Below are 20,006 nucleotides of genomic sequence, written 5' to 3'. Positions count from 1 at the left end.
AATAACGGAAATCAAAGATGGAAAATCAGCAGCTCGCGCAGGAAAAATTGCTTAAAAAATACCAACAGGGACTTTGTACTCCGGAGGAGAAGGAAATTGTTGAATATTTGTACATTTTTGCGGCAAGGTCGGTAAAATATAACGAAGAGGCTATTGACGACCTTCAGCTCCGCGATGAGATCTGGGCGAGACTGTCTTCTGCCCATGGCATAAAAAATATAACAGAAGAAAATACCCTTTCCTTCCCAGAGCAGCGCAGATTTGCGCTATGGAAAAAGATATCCGTTGCGGCCGCTTTACTGATCGCCCTGGGTGCCGGCCTGTTTTATAGGAATACCCTTGCCCATCCTGAACAGGTAGTCTATACCAAAGATATCGGTCCCGGAAATACCAATGCGACCCTTACCCTGGCCGACGGAAAAGTAATCGTATTGTCTGATGCCCGAAAAGGGGACCTCGCCGAAGAACAGGGAGTGGTTATCCGCAAGACGGCGGACGGACAGATTGTTTATGAGCTGGCCGACCAGGGGGTAGCCATGAACAATCGGATGAATACTTTGTCTACCTCCAGGGGACAAAACTATGAAGTACGTTTACCTGACGGAACAAAGGTTTTGTTAAATGCAGCCTCTTCTCTTCAATATCCTTCTTCTTTCCTTGGTTCCGACAGCCGCAAGGTGGAATTGACCGGAGAAGCCTATTTCGAAGTATCAAAAGATAAAGCCCATCCCTTCGTCGTGTACAGCAAGGGACAAACGGTAGAAGTACTGGGCACACACTTTAATATTTCTGCTTATGCAGATGATGCCCTGGCCAAAACCACCCTCCTTGAAGGCAGTGTAAAAATCAACAACCGCTTACTGAAACCGAACCAGCAGTTTGTACGCTCGGACGCAAGGGAACAGATCGTTGCTGTCAATACGGATGAGGCCATTGCCTGGACGCAGGGGTACTTTATGTTCAATGATGAACCGCTGGAAAATATCCTTTCCCGGATTGCCAGATGGTACAATGTGGAGATCGTTTACAAAGATCAGGACATCAGGAAAAAGAAATTTTTTGGCACCATTACCAAGTATGACCATCTCTCTAAAGTCTTAAGCCTGCTGGCGAAGACCAGGGATGTGGAGTTCGAAATTACCGGAAATAAAGTGCTGGTAGACCAATAACAGCATTAAAAATACGAATATCAATTTATCATCAATCAATCACTAAACCCAACCAATCCACATGAAGAACCAGCAGCACGATCCTTAGGCAGGAATCCAAAACAGAAGGCTTTTAGCATACTGATATTTCAGGAATAAATAACCAGGGATGGTGGAACATCCCTGGCTGTATTTTGCTAAAACCTACATTTTATCGGGAAAACGAATCAATTCAATTTTAACAGAAACCAAATGTATAAAAATTATACTAAGATTTTATGCAAGCCTCCGCGCTGCCTTTATAAATTATTGCTTATCATGAAGTTAACGATTCTTGTACTCATGACAACGCTGCTTCATGTGAGTGCAGGCGGATTTGCCCAAAAGGTTACTTTTGAGCAGAAAAATACCAGCCTCAAACAAATTTTCGGAGAGATCAGAAAGCAGACCGGTTACAATGTCATAGCCTCGTCTGACCAGCTTTTTCAAACCGTAAAAATTGATGCAGGTTTCAGAAATACCCCACTGGAAGAGGTGCTGGAAAAATGCCTGGCCAACCTACCTTTTAGTTATACGATAGAAGATCAGTCGGTCATTATCCGGAAGAAAGAAAAGTCTATGGCCGACAAAATCATCACCATGTTCATCCCAAAAACTGAAGTCAGGGGAGTGGTGAAGGTCGACCAGGGGCCTTTATCGGGAGTGTCCATCCTGGTGGAAAGAACACGCCAGGTGAGCCGGACCAAGGAAGATGGCAGTTTTTATATCCAGGGACTGGAAAAGGAAGATGTCCTGGTCATCAGTTATATTGGCTACCAGCAGCAGAAAATTCGTGTTGCAGATGTTCAGGGCCTGCTCAATATTGAGCTGAAGGTAAGTACCAATGCGCTGGATGAAGTGCGGGTGCTGGCTTATGGACAGAAAACCTCCCAAAGAACAAATTCCGGATCTACCGTTTCTATAGATGCGGCCGTATTGGAGAAAACACCAACATCTGACCCTATCGCGGCCCTCCAGGGCAGGGCGGCAGGGCTATTGATAACCAATAACAGTGGCCTGCCGGGAGCGCAAACCAACGTACAGATCAGGGGCATCAATACGCTGAATACTGCAGGAAAGGCAAGGACCCCGCTGTATATTGTAGATGGGGTACCTTTTACTTCCAGTTCCATTGCTGGTTTAACCAATATTGGGGTGTTGACCTCAGGATCAAGTGAAAGTCCTTTTAAAAGTATCGATCCCAATTCTATTGCAAATATTGAGATCCTGAAAGATGCTGACGCTACTGCTATTTATGGGGCGAGGGGAGCCAATGGCGTAATCCTTATTACCACAAAAAGAGGAAAAGCCGGACAGGTACAGATTGGAGCCGATGTATATACTTCTGTGGCCAAGATTCCACATGATATGGATATGCTGAATACGGAACAATACCTGGACATGCGGAGACAGGCGGCAATAAATGATGGTGTAGAAATCACCGAAGATGCCTACCCTGATTTAACCAGGTGGAGTCAGACGAAATATACCAACTGGCAGAAAGAGTTTTTTAACAAAACTGCGGTAACGCAGAATGCAGAGCTGAATATTTCTGGCGGGAGTAATCAGACCCGTTTTCTGCTGGGCGGAGGATACAGAAATGAGAAAACCGTATACAATACCAGGGACGGACTTAAAAATGGAAATGTAAGGTTCAATGCGGACCACAATTCAAAAAATAATAAACTGAATCTTGCCTTGTCCCTCAGTTATGCGGGTGACAAGAATAGCGCTATTGCCCTTGATCCCGGTAGTTTTTACAGTCTGCCACCCAATTACTCTTTATATAATGAGGATGGTTCTTTAAACTGGACGGTGGACAATCCGATAGCCACTTCTTTAACCACGCTGGAAAGCAAGTCCAAAAGTTATATCACTAATTTTGTTGCGGGGTACAAAGTCCTGCCCGACCTGACGCTGAAAGCCAGTATGGGTTATACTGATCTGCGGATCAGGCAAATGATGTTAACCCCTATAGCTGCCCAGGACCCGAATTCTTTTGAGCCCAGCGGACGAACAAATTATGTAAATAACAAAAACAATTCCTTCACTTTTGAGCCGCAGGCAGATTATGTGCTTCATAAAGGGAACAGTACCTTCCGGGCATTACTGGGAGGTACCTATATTGATAACAGGTCATCTGATTATGCCATCAATGCCTATGGCTATTCGGACGATACCCAGCTCGGCAATGTGTCGGCCGCCCGGATTTCTGATACCACACAACTGGGAAGTCAGTATCGTTTCCTTTCTGCTTTTACGCGTATAGGGTATGAATATCAGAATGAATTTTTTCTGAATGCGACATTAAGACGTGACGGCTCCTCGCGTTTTGCACCAGGTAAACAGTTTGGTAACTTCTGGTCGCTCGGTGCAGCCTGGATTTTTTCGGAACGCGAATGGATAAAATCGGCAGTTCCATTTTTAAGTATGGGAAAACTGAGAGGAAGTTACGGACTCACAGGAAATGATAATATAGGGGATTACAGTTATTTTGTTAACTACATAAAAACCTATGCCAAATATCAGGGGCTTGGTCTTACTCCTCAAAATCTTTTCAACAGGGATTATCAATGGGAAGAAAACAAAAAGCTGGAAGCTGCCATAGAGCTTGGTTTTCTGAACGATGCGGTAATGCTTACCGTAAATTATTACCGTAACCGTTCAGATAATCAGCTGATCGACTATCCCCTCGGTTCACAGGCAGGTGTGGGCAGTGTAAATCAAAATATGAATGCACTGATACAGAACAGCGGATGGGAATTTATGCTGAACACTTCGCAGATCAAACATAAAGATTTTAGCTGGACATCCAGCTTCAACCTCAGTCTGGCAAGAAATAAACTGCTTGCCTTCCCTGATCTGGCCACGTCTTCCTACAACACTACCTATGCCCTGGGTAAATCCTTATCCCTGTTGTGGGGATACGATTTCCTGAATATTGATCCTCAAACGGGTAAGCCTGTATTCAGGGATGTTGACGGAAATGGTGCTGTAGAATATCCATTTGATTATGTCCCCTTCAATAGCCTGCTGCCAACATTTTATGGTGGTTTCAACAACAGTTTCTCTTACAAGGGATTTGATCTGGATGTTTTCTTCAGCTTTAAAAAGAGCGGAAGGAACAGTGCACTCTACCTGAACCCCGGTGCCAATATGAGTAACCAGTCGGTCGAGGTACTCAACAGATGGCAAAGCCCGGAAAATCCGGGAACGCGCATGGCCTACACTACAGATGTTTCCCTGATTTCTATGTACAATTCGAGTCTGGCGACCACCTACAATACTTCCTACATCAGGCTTTCAAATGTTTCCCTGGGATATAGCTTCCCGGAAAAACAGGCAGGAAAACTGGGCATGAAAAACCTGCGGGTATATGCCATGGGGAACAACCTGTTTACCCTGACGAGCTATCCAGGAATGGATCCTGAGACCGGTCTCAGCATGCCTGTGCTGCGGTCATTTACCTTTGGTTTAAGAACAACTTTTTAAAATTATACAATGAGATATATCCTACTCCGCATAGCCTTCTTATTGATATTAATTGTGCTCAGCACAACATCATGTAAGAAAATATTAGAAGTAAAACCTGAATTCATCAGGACAGCCGCACAAGTATATGCCAATGATAAATCTGCCGATAGTGTAGTGGTCGGCATGTATTTTAAATGGGCCAGTAACAGCAATTTATTCAACATACCTGTAGCGACAGGGCTTTCTTCCGACGAACTGAAACCAGGGGCAATGTCTTTTGACGATTCATTCCTGAACATGTACAATAACAATATCGATCCCGTAAACTCTGTTACCCATTCCTATTGGTCAGAATATTACAATGTCATCTATACGGCAAATTCAATTATCGAAGGGGTTTCCGCTTCCTCCGGCATGACAACCGCCGGAAAGGAAAAGGTTACCGGAGAAGCACTTTTTATGCGTGCCTTTTCTTATTTCTACCTGGTCAATTTTTATGGCAGTGTGCCATTGGTGACCAGTACTTCGTACAAAGAAACCAAAGATTTCCCCCGTACGCCGGTCACAGAAGTTTATGCGCAAATCATAGCCGACCTGCTGAAGGCCGAGAACCATCTGGGGGATAACTATCCGACTGCCGGTCGTGTCAGGGCGAATAAATGGGCAGTGAAGGCATTGCTGGCCAGGGTGTATTTATATACCGGAGAATGGAATAATGCCAGTCGGAAGGCAGCAGAAATTATCGGTAACCCGTCACAATATACCCTCGGAATGATGGAGGGAACCAGTGCTGACGATGCGGTAACGGATATTTTTCATAGTGACAACAAAGAATCAATTCTTCAGATATGGAATGATACAGGAACTTCTATAGGAACCAGTACCCTGGGTGACTTTGCTTCTGTTGCAGTAGCAGATGAAGGCGGAAATTCCCTCATTGATGCCTTCGAGGAAGGGGACAAAAGGAGATGGAATTACATCACCTCCAATACCGGGGAAACTGGCGGATACCAGGTGTATAAATACAGGCTTACAGAAGAAAATCCAGCGTACAAAGAATATACGGTGGTATTTCGACTGGCTGAGCAATACCTGATTCGTGCAGAGGCCCTGGCACGCCTTGGACAACTGGATGCTGCACTGCAGGATGTAAACACCATCCGCAACCGTGCAGGTCTGGGAGCCCTGGCTTCGGGACAGCCTGAAGCGGCAGTTCTGGCTGCTATACAACAGGAAAGAAGGGTAGAGCTGTGCTTTGAATGGGGCGACCGCTGGTTTAACCTGCGCAGGCTTGCTGAGCTGGACCAGGTCATGTCGGCAAATAAACCCACGAAATGGAAACCCACTGCCGCCTTATATCCGGTACCCAGGGTAGAAATACAAAATAATCCGCGCCTGACACAGAACCCAGGTTACAATTAAACATATACTGAAATGAACATATCACATCATACCTCAATCAAATTCATATTCGTCATTTTAATGGCGGTCGCCAGCAGCCTGTCCTATGCACAGGTAAAGGCACCCAATTATACCTTGAAGGGCAAAATAACCGGCGTTAAGCCAAGTGACAAAGTAATGGTTCACCTGGACCGATACCAGGGAACTGAACTGCTGCAGGATTCTGCATGGCTGAAAAACGGAGTCTTCAGTTTCTCCGGCAGGGTAAATGATCCGGTATGGGCAGCACTTTCCTATTCCATAAAAACCAGGGGAAAAAATCATCAGGCAGGTCCCGATGAAGGAAAGATCTATAACCTGTTTGTTGAAAAGGGAGCCATTAAGGTTTCCTTTCCGCTGGGAAATATTTCAAACGCAATCCTTAGTGGTTCTCCGCTGAATGCAGAAAAGGTAGTTTATGAAAGCAAAACAGCCGGACTGACCCTGGCCCTGACTGAGGTAAGATCTGCTTATTTCAAGGTAGAGGAACACCTGGGTGACAGCAGCCAAAACAGGGCAGCACTCCAGCTGCAGATGAAGGGGATAGAAAAAACCTCTGATTCCCTGGACCGGGTGAAAATAACTGAAGACAGTTTGTACGTCGCCATTCATCCCTCCACCTATTTCAGTTTATACCTGTTATCGGAATCTTTCAGGCATGGGATGACTTATGAACTGGCAAATGGATTATTCCAGCAGATCAAGGCTCCCCTGAAACTGACATCGATAGGCAAGAAACTGAAAGCCGACCTGCAGCGTGCGCAAAAGGTAAGTATTGGAATGCAGGCGCCTGAATTTTCCCTGCCAGATTCCCTGGGGAATATGGTCACGCTGTCTTCCTACCGTGGAAAATATGTGCTTGTCGATTTTTGGGCCAGCTGGTGTGTGCCTTGCCGGCAGGAGAATCCTACGGTAGTTGCTGCAAACCAAAAGTTCGCTGCACATCATTTCAATGTACTTGGGATCTCCTCAGATTTTAACAGGAGCTCCTGGATCATCGCGCTGCGCGAAGACAAATTATCCTGGCCAAATGTGCTGGACAATGACAATAAAATAAATAAACTGTTTGATGTAACGGCCATCCCAGCCAATTTCCTGATTGGTCCGGACGGAAAAATTATTGCAAAGAACCTGAGGGGAGAAGCGCTGGAACGTAAACTTACTGAAGTGCTGCTCCAGGGAAAATAAACACCCGCCGAATATTACCGTACAAACCAAACCATACCTATAAAAACAGGATTACACAGCTCGCTGCTGAACTGTTTTTAGACAAAAATTATACACCCGATTACACAAATGAAATCCTACGAAATTATCACCGGCCTGCTCATCGCAGGATCTTTCCTGCCTCTGCTTGGAGCAGCACAACAAAAAACGGCTAAACACAAGGCCACTGTCCGTCAGGTCCATCCGCAGCTTTCAACACTGATCCCGCTGGATCCCTCTGTGCGGACAGGCAAACTGCCCAATGGTTTCAGCTATTACATTCGCCGCAATAACGAACCTGAGCACAGGGTAGTGATGTACCTGGCCAATAAGGTAGGATCTATTCTGGAAACAGAGGAAGAACAGGGACTTTCACATTTCCTGGAACACATGAGCTTCAACGGAACGGAACACTTCCCTAAAAGCGAGCTGATCAGTTACCTGCAGAAATCAGGTGTACGTTTTGGTGCCGATTTAAATGCCTATACCAGTTTTGATGAAACTGTTTACCAGTTGCCGCTGCCTACAGAAGATCCGGAGGTAGTAAAAAACGGATTGCAGATCATGCGCGACTGGGCACAGGGCGTTACGCTGGAAACCTCGGAAATTGAAAAAGAGCGTGGGGTGATCATGGAGGAAGACAGGCTGGGCAAAGGCGCTTCCGAACGCATGCAGAAATTAACGCTTCCGGTGATCCTGAACAACTCGCGTTATGCTTCCCGTTTGCCTATCGGAACAGCCGCCGTGGTGATGAACTTTAAACCGGAAGTCATCCGCAACTATTACCATACCTGGTACCGGCCCAACCTGCAGGCCATTATCATTGTGGGGGATATCGATGTGGCAAAAATGGAGCAGGAGGTAAAGCAAAAGTTTGCCGACCTGAAAAACCCTGCAAAAGAGAAAGAAAGGGTAAAATACACCTCTTCCCTCACAGGAAAAAATCAGTTTTTGATGGTAACGGATAAAGAAATGACCAGCACCGTAGTGCAAATACTGGCTAAACATAAAGAGAAAGAAGTCAAAACGGAAAGTGACTACCGGGCTTCACTGGTCAGGAACCTGTTCAATGGAATGCTAAGTAACCGTTACATGGAATTATCCAGACAGGCCAACCCTCCTTATCTGGAGGGGGGTGCTGAGATTGGCGGCATCATGGCCGGACTGGATGCCTTTACGCTCTCAGTAGCCGGAAGGCCCGGAGAACTGGAGAATGGATTTAAGGCTGCCTGGAGGGAAACACGCCGGGCACAGCTTTTCGGATTTACCAAAACAGAACTGGAACGTGCCAAACTGGAATACCTGAACTCCATGGAAGCCATCATGAAGGAAAAAGACAAAAGAACTTCCGACACTTATGTGAGTGCTTACCTGAGTCACTTCCTGTACCAATGGGCTACTCCGGGATTGATCAAACAGAATGAAATGGTCGGCAGGTTTATTCCCGCCATCACCCTTGCAGAAGTCAATGCCGTGATGAAAGAATATATCAGGGAAACAGACAGGGATATCATTGTGATGGGACCGGAAAAAGATAAATCTGCTCTTCCGGCTGAAGCAACCATTTTAACCTGGATGAAGGAAGTCAACAACGAGAAAATCGACCCTTTTAAAGATGAGGTAAGCAATTTACCTTTGCTGGCCCATGCACCGGTTGCCGGAAAAATTGTAAAAGAAGAGCGGAATGACAAGGCAGGACTTACTTTCCTTACGCTGAGCAATGGCGTCAACGTGGTCCTGAAGAAAACGAATTTTAAAAATGACCAGATCATCTTTCATGCATTTACCAATGGCGGAACATCATTGTACAGTGATGCTGATTACCAAAGTGCCATGAATGCCGCCGGAATTATCCCTTCGGGAGGGGTTGGCAACTACAATGCCAGTCAGCTGGATAAATATCTTTCGGGGAAGCAGCTATCAGTTGGCCCCTATATCAACGAGCGTACGCAGGGATTTATCGGGAGTACCAATGCGAAGGATATGGAAAGTGCTTTCAGTTTGCTCTATGCCTATGCTACAGCACCACGTAAAGATGCAGAGATCTTCAAAGGGATCATTGCCAATGCAAAAGCGGGCCAGGTGAATAAAGATGATGATCCTGCTACAGTTTTTGGCGATACGGTAAGTTCCGTTCTGGGGAATTATCATATCCGCCGTACCCCGGTTGACCTGGAAAAAATTGAACAGATTGATCTTGACCGGGCATTTGCTATTTACAAGGAAAGGTTTGCAAATGTAACAGGGATGAACTTCGTTTTTGTAGGGAGCATTGATGAGGTAAAACTAAAACCATACCTGGAAAAATATATCGCATCCCTTCCGGCGAACGGAACGAAGGAAACAGCAAAAGACCTCCATATTCATATCCCGGAAGGGGTAATTTCCAAAACAATTTACAAAGGAAAAGAAGATAAAGCCACTGTTTACCTGGTGTTTTCCGGGAAGTTTGACTATGATTTTGAAAGTGACCTCAAGATGCAGGCGCTAAAAGAAGCATTGGAAATCCGTTTACTGGAAAGACTCCGTGAAGAAGAAAGTGGTGTGTATACACCATCTGCTGACGTCAGCACCACTAAACTTCCTGATGGCCGTTACAGCCTGTCTATTTCCTTTGGCTGTGCACCTGCCAATGTAGAAAAGCTGATTGCCTCGGCTGTAGATGAGCTGGAGAAGCTGAAGAAAGATGGTCCTGCAGCGGAAAATATCGATAAGTTCAAGGCGGAAGATTTACATACGATGGAAACCACCATGAAGACCAATGAATTCTGGCTGGATTACCTTAGCGGACAGCTGACGAATGAAGAACCTTTGGATCAAATCTCTACCTATACTGAACTGATCAGGGGAATTACTCCCGAAGGCGTAAAAGAGATAGCCCGGAAATACCTTACCGGTAAGAACTACATCAGGTTTGTACACCTGCCTGAAACGGTTAAGGCGAAATAGCCTTATCTTCTTCAGGGCTTAACTGTACCATGCCCTTCAGTTTAAACGCTGAAGGGCATTTTTTTGACATACAATCCGCTACTGATTGACTATATTTATATATTTGGTTAATGGAGGGGCAAGAAGGCACCATACTCAACATCGATGAATTTGAAATACTCTTTCGCAGGAACCATAAGTTCTTGTGTATGGTGGCTATGGATTATGTTCAGGATCAGTATCTTGCAGAAGATGTGGTCCAGGATTTTTTCATCGATTTCTGGCAAAGGCGCCATACCATTAAATTGACTTCCAGTTTTGAGGGGTATGCCCGCAGGGCCATTAAATATAAAAGTATAGACCTCATCCGTAAAAATGCGGTTGCCGAAAAGGGAAGTCACCAGTTTTTGAAGCTCGAAATAGAAGAAGGAGCTGAGCCGGAGCCGGATCAGGTGGATAGGCAGCACCAGCGCTACCTTAAAATCGTAGAATTGATCCATACCTTACCTGAAAACAGGAGAAATATCTTTATCATGCATGCGGTGGATAAATTAAGTTATGCCCAGATCGCGGAAAAACAACAGATTTCTATCAATACGGTAAAAACACAACTTAAAAGAGCTTATGCAGCGATCAGGGGCATGGCTTTACTCTTGTTTTTGCTGTTTTTATGGTTTATTCATAGGTTGTGAGGGGATTTTAGCTGACTTGATGCTTTTTTTCGTTTGCCTTCCCCAGATTTTTTATAAATATTTCAAAAAATATTACTGTTTCTGTCACCCGTTTTTAATATGCATACGACAGTATATTAATTATGGACGAAAACCCAAAACCTTTTACTCCTGACTGGAATAAAGTCTTAGACAGACTGGAGAACAATTCGCGATTGTCTGATGACCTCAGTACTGAAGAACAAGCGTTATTGGAAGAACTGCGTTCAACCTGGGCGGAATCTGCCGAGGTATTCACCCTGTACCAATCATTTGATACCGACCGAAAGTGGTCGGATCTGAAAGAAAAGATAGGAGAGGAGTCAGTTGCCCAGCCTTTAGTTCAGAAAACAACTTACCCCTTATGGCGTAAATTTACTGTTGCTGCTGCCGTGCTGGTACTGGTTGCTGCTGCAATCCTCTACTTTCAGAAAGAAACACCGAAGCAAAAGCTGGCGAACATCATCATCAATGATGTTGCTCCGGGAAAAAACTCTGCAACGCTTACTTTGCAAGATGGAAAGAAGATTGTTTTATCCGATGCAGGGAATGGTCAGCTTGCCAAAGAGGCTGGGGTGGTCATTACAAAAACAGCGGATGGACAGGTGATCTATAGTGTAGGCAAGCAGGGAAATGCTGCTGGGACAAATAAGAATACCTTGTCTACTGCCAGGGGAGAAACCTATCGGCTCAGACTTCCTGATCAGAGTGAGGTGTGGTTAAATGCGGCCTCCTCCATTACCTTTCCTGCCTCTTTTGCAGATGCTGCGGTTCGCGAAGTACAGCTTAGCGGAGAAGCCTATTTTGAAATTGCGAAAGACAGGAAACATCCTTTTATCGTTAAAACCCAGCGCCAGGAAATAGAGGTATTGGGAACCCATTTTAACCTTAATGATGATCAAGAACAGGACAAAACGACGACAACACTCCTGGAGGGAAGTCTTCGTGTCATCAATAAAGAAAAAGCCAGCCGGCTCATCAAACCAGGCCAGCAGTCGGTACTGGGTAAAGATGACCAGCTGCTTATTTCCGGTGCAGATATCAAGCAAAATATGGCCTGGAAAAATGGCTACTTCCGTTTTCAGGCAGAAAGCATTGAAAGTATTATGCTGAAAATCAGCAGGTGGTACAATATTGATGTGATCTATGAAGGTAAAATACCCGTAGAGACCTTTAGCGGGAACATTTCAAGAAATAAAAATATCAGCGAAGTGTTGAAAATGCTGAGCTATTCTGAATCATTAAAGTTTAAAGTAGAAGGAAGGAGGGTGACCGTAATGCAATAAAGAGCTACCCGAAACAGGTGCCAGACTACGTATTTACAGGGCTTCTTTGAACCAAATGATGCTGGAAAATATAAAATACCAGTTCGACGCCAATCGAACTGGTCATGTAAGGATGGTCAAGTCAACAAAATTATCAACTCACCGCTGAAAGCCGCGATCTCGAAAATACAAGGCCTAAAGCAATAACCGAACTTAACAAATGTACCAAATTTGCACTAAACTCGTGCGCTATTCCAGCGCGCAGTATAACCTATGGAGATTCATGAAGCTAACCACTTTTCTCTTGCTCGCATTTTTTATGCAAGTCAGCGCCGGAACAACCTTCGCGCAGAAGATTACTTTGTCGGCAAAAAATGCGGAACTGTTCGTCATTTTTGACCGGATCAGTGATCAGACGGGATACGATTTTGTGATTCCCGGTTCTATCCTGAAAAATGCCAATAAGGTAAATATTGAAGTGAAAAATGCGGAATTAAAAGAGGTACTGGATCAGCTTTTTGAAAACCAGCCACTTGAATTCAGCATTAAAAATAAATCAGTACTCGTTAAAAAGAAGGAACCTACTTTCCTGGAGAATGTGATCAGGCGATTTCAGTCGATTGATGTTAGCGGTAAAGTACTGGACGAAAACAATCTTCCCCTTCCCGGAGCAACGATAAGGGTAAAAGGGCTGAAGAAACAGGTGTTAACCAATACCGATGGGGAGTTCACAGTAAGCAATGTAGATGAAGATGCCATCCTGGTGATCTCCTTTCTGGGCTATGAAACGAAAGAAATAAAGGCTGCAGCCAATTTGGGAAATATCTCACTCACCGTTCAAACGGGTCAGCTGAATGAGGTGGTGGTCTCCACCGGATATCAAACACTGCCAAAAGAACGTGTCACAGGTTCATTTTCCAATATTTCGGCAAAACAACTGGAACAGCAACGCTTAAGTAACATGGAATCCCTGCTGGAAGGAAGAATTCCGGGATACAACAATGGCTTAATCCGTGGTACCACAACCATGAGTGGCGGAGTGACTACACCCTTGTATGTTATCGATGGTTTCCCGGTAGAAAATAGTAATTATGTGTCGACAGGAGGCACCACAACCGGAATTCCAGGCCTCAACCTGGAAGATATTGCCAGCATTACCGTGTTGAAGGATGCTGCAGCTGCATCTATTTATGGGGCACGTGCAGCCAATGGCGTAATTGTAATTGTCACCAAAAAAGCAAAAATCGGAAAACCTCAGATTTCCGTTTCCAGTACGTTGACCGTTTCTCCTTACCGCCAGTATACAGACAATTTAACGAGTTCTGCGGATATCGTTGATCTCGAAAAAGAATGGGCCGCAAATAACCCGAACCTGACAGGAACCGGTGCTGCAGCTTATGCACAAAGTCTGCTGGATAATGTGGCCTATCCAAGTCAGGGGATCAATGCTCTGCTTAGAAATCATGCAGGAACACTTTCTCAGGCAGATCTTACGGCCAAATTGAATCAGCTGGCTTCCGGAGGTTATCAATATTATGATGATGTAGAAAAATACAGCAAGCGTAATCCTTTTTATCAGCAATACAACATCAATGTGGGCAATGCCACGGAGAAAAATTCCTTCTACAGCTCTGTTACCTACCGTAACAACAAGAGTGAGGACAAGTATGCGAATGATGAGAATATTGGTCTGAACGTAAACAATACGACAAAAATCAATAAGTGGCTGACACTGGATTTAAGTACTTACCTGTCTTATAATGAAGAGAATACACAGCCTTTCAGTACACTTTCTCCTGGATATGTCATCCTGCCTTACGATCGCCTGGTCAATGCTGACGGCAGCAACTTCATTTCCACTGCAGAGTCCCGATTGTCTGTAAATTCAATGACGCAGATCAATAACAATGGCCTGTACAATATGGATATCAACCCGCTGGATGAGCAGGGGATGAACCTTGGCAAAAGCAAGGTGTTCAATACCAGGTCCTTTATAAAACTAGGGGCAAAGATTACCGATTGGTTAACCTATAACTCCAGTGTACAGTATGAATATACCACCAACAGGTTAAATCAGCTGTACAATAAAAATTCCTATGAGGTACGTGCGAAGGTAAATAGCTTTGCTTCACGTAATCCGGGGACTACGGCAACATTTAATCTCCCTTACGGAAACATCAACTACAACGAGAACCAGTTCAGCAGTTCGTACAACTTCCGCCAGCAGGCCAATATAGACAAAACCTTTGGAGAGAAACACAACCTGACGGCCATTTTGGGCAGTGAGATCAGAAATACAAAACTGGATTATGATTCCAGGTCTCTGTACAATTATGATCCCCAGTCCTTAACTTTTAGCCTGCTCAATCAGACTTTACTGGCAGGATACCCGGGTAATTTACTGGGCAGCGGATATTTCTCTTCTAATGATGTTGCGAATATAAGAAGCAGTTATAAACGCTTTGTTTCTTTATATGCCAATGCGGGTTATGCTTATGAAGACAAATATCTATTCACAGGGAGTATCCGCTGGGACCGTTCCAACTTATGGGGAACCAGTTCTGAATACCAAAAGACACCGATATGGTCGATGGGAGCCGGCTGGAACATTCACCGGGAATCCTTCTTTCATGCCGATTGGGTAAATAACCTGAAACTCCGTGTATCCAGAGGTATTGCAGGGAATGTATACACGGACAGCGCCCCATTCATGACGGCCTATTACAATCCGAACAATAACGTTGGCGGTTTAGCCGGAACCATTGGTACCAGACCTAACCCATTACTTTCCTGGGAAAGTACGACAACAACGAATGGAGGTCTGGACTTTGCCTTATGGAATAGCCGTTTGTCGGGATCCATTGATTATTACCGTAAAGAGGGAAAGAACTTACTGGCCAGTACAACGGGTATCCCCACGGAAGGTTTTGGCTATTCCACCTATACCATCAACAATGGAGAGATGCTGAATCATGGAATAGAACTGGCCTTGTCGGGTGATGTGATCCGTAGCAAAGACCTGAACTGGAACCTTGGGATACAATATGCGTTCAACAAAAACAAGGTAACCTATGTCAATGTTGAAGCTCCGGTCTATTACCTCCAACTGGATTATCCTGAAGCTTATCCACGCATTGGAAATCCCTATAATGCACTTTACAGTTATAAATGGGCAGGTTTAAGTGAAACAGGTTTGCCGCAGGTTTACAATGAAAACGGTGAAAAGGTAACCAGTACGCCGGGTACACTGGAGTCGATCATCTACAGCGGATCGACAGTGCCCAAATACAGTGGATCGGTAAACAGTATGCTGGATTATAAAAATTTCACTTTCTCATTTTTGCTGACTTTTGAAGGTGGCCATAAAATGAGGAATACCTTCCTGCCCTTGCTGAATAATGCTTACAACAGTGCGCTTGGTGGATATACCACAGTGATAGAATCCGTAAACAAAGATATCGTGAACAGGTGGAAAAATCCGGGCGACGAAGCAAACACAAACATTCCAAGGGCTCTTTTTGCTGAAAATCCTGAATATGACAGTCAGAGTTACCTGCTTTATAAAAATGCAGATATCAATGTGCTGGATGCTTCACACTTGCGTCTTAGGAATATTTCCCTGGCTTATAAGCTGCCGCAGGAAATGTCGAAAAGAGCGGGACTGCAAAATGTAAGGTTCCAGTTTAACGTGGAGAATGCATTCACCATTGCTAAAAGTTCCACGGCCAAGTACCTGTTAAACGGATACAATATGCCGAGTTATGTGTGGGGAGTCTACCTGAACTTCTAGCGGCCTATGAAACTTCATGCTGCAGGAATGATGGAGCAATGCGGTTAACGGAGGCAGCAGGAAGAAGGCAAAATGACAAGATATTTAAAGAAACTGAAAAAATATTTACTGACGCAACCATCGGCATACCGCTTACAAAAGGCAATACCTATGCTGGTGATAGCTTCATAAAACAGATATTCTGATGAAACGAAAACTATTCTTAAACACGATAAAAATCTCAGCACTGGCCTTACTTATAGGCTTCAGTGGATGTAAAAAATTCCTGGATGTGCTTCCGGTGGGACAAAAGATACCCACCACTTTTGAAGACTATGAGGCGCTGATCCGTGATGAGTACGGAAATCAGCGTACTTTTGTCACCCAGGCCAGACTGCTGCTGAATGATAAATTCGAAACGGTGGCTAATCTCAACTATTACCCGCTATGGACAGCAAACTATAACTGGGATGAAACTGCAAACCGGGTGACATTGAACAACAATGACGAATCTACGTATTATGTCAGTTATGCCGGAATCTCTACAAGCAACCTGATTATCGAGCATGCCAGTGAAACGACGGAAGCAACCGATGCGCAGCGCAATGAGCTTATTGGTCAGGCGAAAGTGCTAAGGGCATTTAACTATTATATCCTTGCCAACTATTATGCAGATACGTATGAAGAGGCAAATGCAGGGACTAAATTGTCTGTGCCGCTAATCCTGAGTGCAAATATCGGTGCCCCCCATACCCAGGTCAGCATTAAGGAATTGTATGATTTCATGTTGCAGGATATAGATCAGGCCATGCCTGTATTAAAGGCAACAAGTGCGACGGTATTGCATCCCAACCTGGGGTCGGCGAATGCCTTAAAAGCACGTATTTTTCTCCAGATGGGAAAATATACTGAAGCCCTGGCAGCAGCCAATGAAGCATTGAAATACAACGATAAATTATTTGACTGGAATGCTTTTTATGCAGCCAATAAAGCGCAGATTGAAGAGCCTGGTGTCTATAACAATTCTACTTCACCGATGGGATTCAATTTCGTAGAGAATTACTATTTCCGTCATGGGGAAAGTAATTATGCAGGTCGTGAATCTGCTGTGCGTACCGACCGTGCCACCCGTTTTGAAACTGGGGATTCCAGGTTTGCTTCCCGCTGGAAATTAAGAACCGTAGGTGCGGATACCTATTATACCAGTATTACGACAGGCTATTTTAATGCCGGTGGTTTAACCACTACGGAAGTATACCTCATCAAAGCGGAATGCCAGGCCCGTCTGAATGATGTTTCCGGTGCCATGGCTACCTTAAATGCCGTTCGGGTGACCCGGGTTTTTGCAGCGAACTATAGCCCTTTAACTGCTACCACCACACAACAGGCCGTAAAACTGATCCAGCGGACCAAAGCGAATGAAATGATCATGTCTATTGTGCCTTTTGCTGATGCGCGTCGTTTGAATAAAGACCCGGAATATGCAACCACACGAACCAAAACAGAAAATGGAAAAGCACTGTCACTTTCGCCAGGTTCACATTTGTGGACAATGCCATTCCCACTGGGGGCTGTAAAAAATCCTGGAAATGGAACCATTCAACAGAATGTTGACAAATAAACCCTTACCTACACTAAAAAACCTCAGCAATAAACAAACAGCTATGAAACTGAAATTTAAAATGATTTTTATAATGATGCTTTGCACAGTCTTTACCACTATGGTGATGGCTGCTGCACCGGCACCATTTACCTTAAGTGGTACCATTAAAGGCCTTCCTGAGGGAACAAAGTTAATTCTTGTTCCTGGGGCTACCCATTCAGATGAGAAACCTGTGGCAAAGGCTACCGTGATTAAAGGCAAATTCACCTTTAAGGGTACGGTTTCCTCACCGCGTCTTTTTTACATTCAGGCAGAAGCATTTCCTGGTGCCGGGGCTGTTATGGTGCAAAGTGCCCATATCACAGTGAACGGAACAGCGAAGTTAACAGGTGATGCCGGAAGTCAATATTATGATTTCGGTGATTTTAAAGTAAAAGGAAGTGATGCCCATACCTTATACCTGAAAAAGAAAGCTCCGAAAGCGATGCTCGATTCACTTTTCATGGCTAACCAGGAAGCCAACAAGGAAGTAACCGGGAAAAGGAATGAAGCCTATAAAATGAAGGACACGGTTTTAGCGAAATCTATCATGGCCTCTGAGGCCTGGAAAAAACTGGAGTCTGATGAGGGCGCATTTTTCAAACTTGCAGGTGAAACCCTTAAAAAGGTAGTGAGTGACAATAAAAATACCTGGTGGGGACCTTTCTTTGCGCTGGATCTGTACAACTATTTCACTCCGGAAGATAAAGCGATGTATGCACAGTTTTCTCCGCAGGCGAAAGAAAGTTATTATGGAAAAGTATTGGGAGAGCTGATCAATCCTGTAGGTTTTAAAGGAACGGCAGCACCTCTGGCTGAAGTGAAAACGGAATCCGGCAGCAGTCCGCAGTTGGCTTCTTTAATTAAAGGACACAAATATGTGTTGGTAGATTTCTGGGCTTCCTGGTGTGTGCCCTGCCGTAAATCTATCCCTAAACTGAAAGAGGTGTATGCCGAATTCAAAGACAAAGGTTTACAGGTGATCAGTATCTCTATTGACAAAAAAGAAGGAGATTGGGTAAAGGCCCAGGCTGAGGAAAAGTTGCCATGGCCAAGTGTACTGGACAAAGGCGCTACTGCCAACGCATGGAAAATTCAGGCCATTCCGGCCATGTTTTTACTGGATGAAAAAGGGGTAGTTGTAGCCGAAAATTTAAGTCTGGAAGAAATCGTAGCGAAATTGAAAGCTATTTAATTGCAAACAATCACACAAGAAAAACAGCTGAAATGAAGAATAATTTAAAGAGAATATTAGCTATAGCGCCACTTGCAGCATTGCCACTCCTTTACGGGGGGCAGCTGCATGCGCAAAATGGTAAGTATGTGCTGAAAGGCAATATTGCCGATGCCAGGGGGAAAGTCTACCTGGGACATGAAGTGGAAGGCAAGCCGGTCATTATTGACTCTGTAAATACACTCAACGGAACTTTTGTCTTTAAGGGAAAAGTTAAGGAGCCTGAGTTTTACAACCTGACGAATAAAAGCCTGAAATATCCGATTGGATTTATCCTGGAGAATTCAGCGATTACGGTGAATACAACTAAAGACAGCTTGTCTATGGCTGAGATCAAAGGGTCTGCGGCACAGGATGTGTATACAGGCTTCTACAATGGTCCATGGAAAGCGATTACAGCAAAAGCAGGTGATATCTATCAGCGGCTGGATGCGGCTGGAAAAAATGGGCCGGTAGATTCAGTCACGCGGGTGGGATTTGATAAGGAATTTGCGGATCTGGATGTACTTAATCAGGCCGCAGTTCGGACATATATCGGCAAATATCCTGCTTCTGTAGGTTCTGCAGCAATTATTTCCGATCGTTTTATCAGCTATCCGAATTTCAAGGTCGCGGCGGAATTATTTGCCATTTTACATCCCGATGTTCGCCAGTCCGCCATTGGCAGCCAGATCACCAAAGCCCTGGCAATAGATGCCAAGAGTGCAAAAGGTAATCCTGCCCCTGAAATTTCTATGACTGATGCCGATGGTAAAATCGTTAACCTGTCAGATTTCAAAGGGAAATATGTGCTGATTGATTTCTGGGCAAGCTGGTGTGGCCCATGCCGTAAGGAAAATCCGAATGTAGTGGCCGCGTATAAAAAATACCATGAGAAGGGCTTCGAAATTCTTGGAGTATCGTTAGACTCGAAAAAAGATGCCTGGTTAAAGGCGATAGCCGCAGACGGGCTGACCTGGACACATGTTTCAGATTTAAAGGGCTGGTCGAATGCAGCAGCTGCGGAATATGGGGTGAAATCTGTTCCTGCCAGTTTCCTTATTGATCCACAGGGAAAGTTTGTAGGTAAAGATTTGCGCGGAGAAGAACTGAATAAAACCCTGGAAGGTTTATTTAAATAATTCTGGTATAGGAATGAGCGGGTACTAAAG

At 44.6% G+C, this 20,006-nt stretch carries 11 protein-coding genes; all 11 read left to right on the top strand.

Annotated features, from left to right (window positions below; genetic code table 11):
* The first annotated feature begins 17 nt into the window (after positions 1–17).
* The 11 genes from ACSBL2_RS16650 to ACSBL2_RS16600 all read left to right on the top strand — a co-directional run bounded on the left by ACSBL2_RS16650 (position 18) and on the right by ACSBL2_RS16600 (position 19,976).
* Entirely contained in the window at positions 18–1,169 is a 1,152-nt protein-coding gene (locus ACSBL2_RS16650; RefSeq protein WP_442587674.1) for a FecR family protein, read from the top strand.
* 297 nt (positions 1,170–1,466) lie between these two features.
* Positions 1,467–4,679, top strand: coding sequence for a SusC/RagA family TonB-linked outer membrane protein (locus ACSBL2_RS16645; RefSeq protein ID WP_442587673.1), 3,213 nt, complete (start codon positions 1,467–1,469; stop codon positions 4,677–4,679).
* Between the two features lie 9 nt (positions 4,680–4,688).
* Positions 4,689–6,083 (top strand): RagB/SusD family nutrient uptake outer membrane protein, encoded by a 1,395-nt coding sequence (locus ACSBL2_RS16640; RefSeq protein WP_442587672.1) that lies wholly within the window; start codon positions 4,689–4,691, stop codon positions 6,081–6,083.
* 12 nt (positions 6,084–6,095) lie between these two features.
* Positions 6,096–7,289 (top strand): redoxin domain-containing protein, encoded by a 1,194-nt coding sequence (locus ACSBL2_RS16635; protein WP_442587671.1) that lies wholly within the window; start codon positions 6,096–6,098, stop codon positions 7,287–7,289.
* Between the two features lie 108 nt (positions 7,290–7,397).
* Entirely contained in the window at positions 7,398–10,256 is a 2,859-nt protein-coding gene (locus ACSBL2_RS16630) for a M16 family metallopeptidase (protein ID WP_442587670.1), read from the top strand.
* A gap of 110 nt (positions 10,257–10,366) precedes the next feature.
* Positions 10,367–10,927, top strand: coding sequence for an RNA polymerase sigma factor (locus ACSBL2_RS16625; protein WP_442587669.1), 561 nt, complete (start codon positions 10,367–10,369; stop codon positions 10,925–10,927).
* Positions 10,928–11,049: 122 nt separating this feature from the next.
* Positions 11,050–12,231 carry a FecR family protein gene (locus ACSBL2_RS16620; protein WP_442587668.1) on the top strand — a complete coding sequence of 394 codons (1,182 nt, stop codon included), beginning with the start codon at positions 11,050–11,052 and terminating at the stop codon, positions 12,229–12,231.
* A 262-nt stretch (positions 12,232–12,493) separates the two neighbouring features.
* Entirely contained in the window at positions 12,494–16,000 is a 3,507-nt protein-coding gene (locus ACSBL2_RS16615; RefSeq protein WP_442587667.1) for a SusC/RagA family TonB-linked outer membrane protein, read from the top strand.
* 184 nt (positions 16,001–16,184) lie between these two features.
* Positions 16,185–17,600, top strand: a complete 1,416-nt coding sequence (locus ACSBL2_RS16610; RefSeq protein WP_442587666.1) for a RagB/SusD family nutrient uptake outer membrane protein — start codon at positions 16,185–16,187, stop codon at positions 17,598–17,600.
* A 73-nt stretch (positions 17,601–17,673) separates the two neighbouring features.
* Entirely contained in the window at positions 17,674–18,816 is a 1,143-nt protein-coding gene (locus ACSBL2_RS16605; RefSeq protein ID WP_442587665.1) for a redoxin domain-containing protein, read from the top strand.
* 32 nt (positions 18,817–18,848) lie between these two features.
* Complete coding sequence (locus ACSBL2_RS16600; RefSeq protein ID WP_442587664.1) at positions 18,849–19,976, top strand: redoxin domain-containing protein; 1,128 nt, start codon at positions 18,849–18,851, stop codon at positions 19,974–19,976.
* Positions 19,977–20,006 lie beyond the last annotated feature (30 nt).

It is taken from the genome of Pedobacter sp. AW31-3R, assembly GCF_052180285.1.
Taxonomy (GTDB): Bacteria; Bacteroidota; Bacteroidia; order Sphingobacteriales; family Sphingobacteriaceae; genus Pedobacter.
This window is presented reverse-complemented; position numbering and strand designations above follow the sequence as displayed.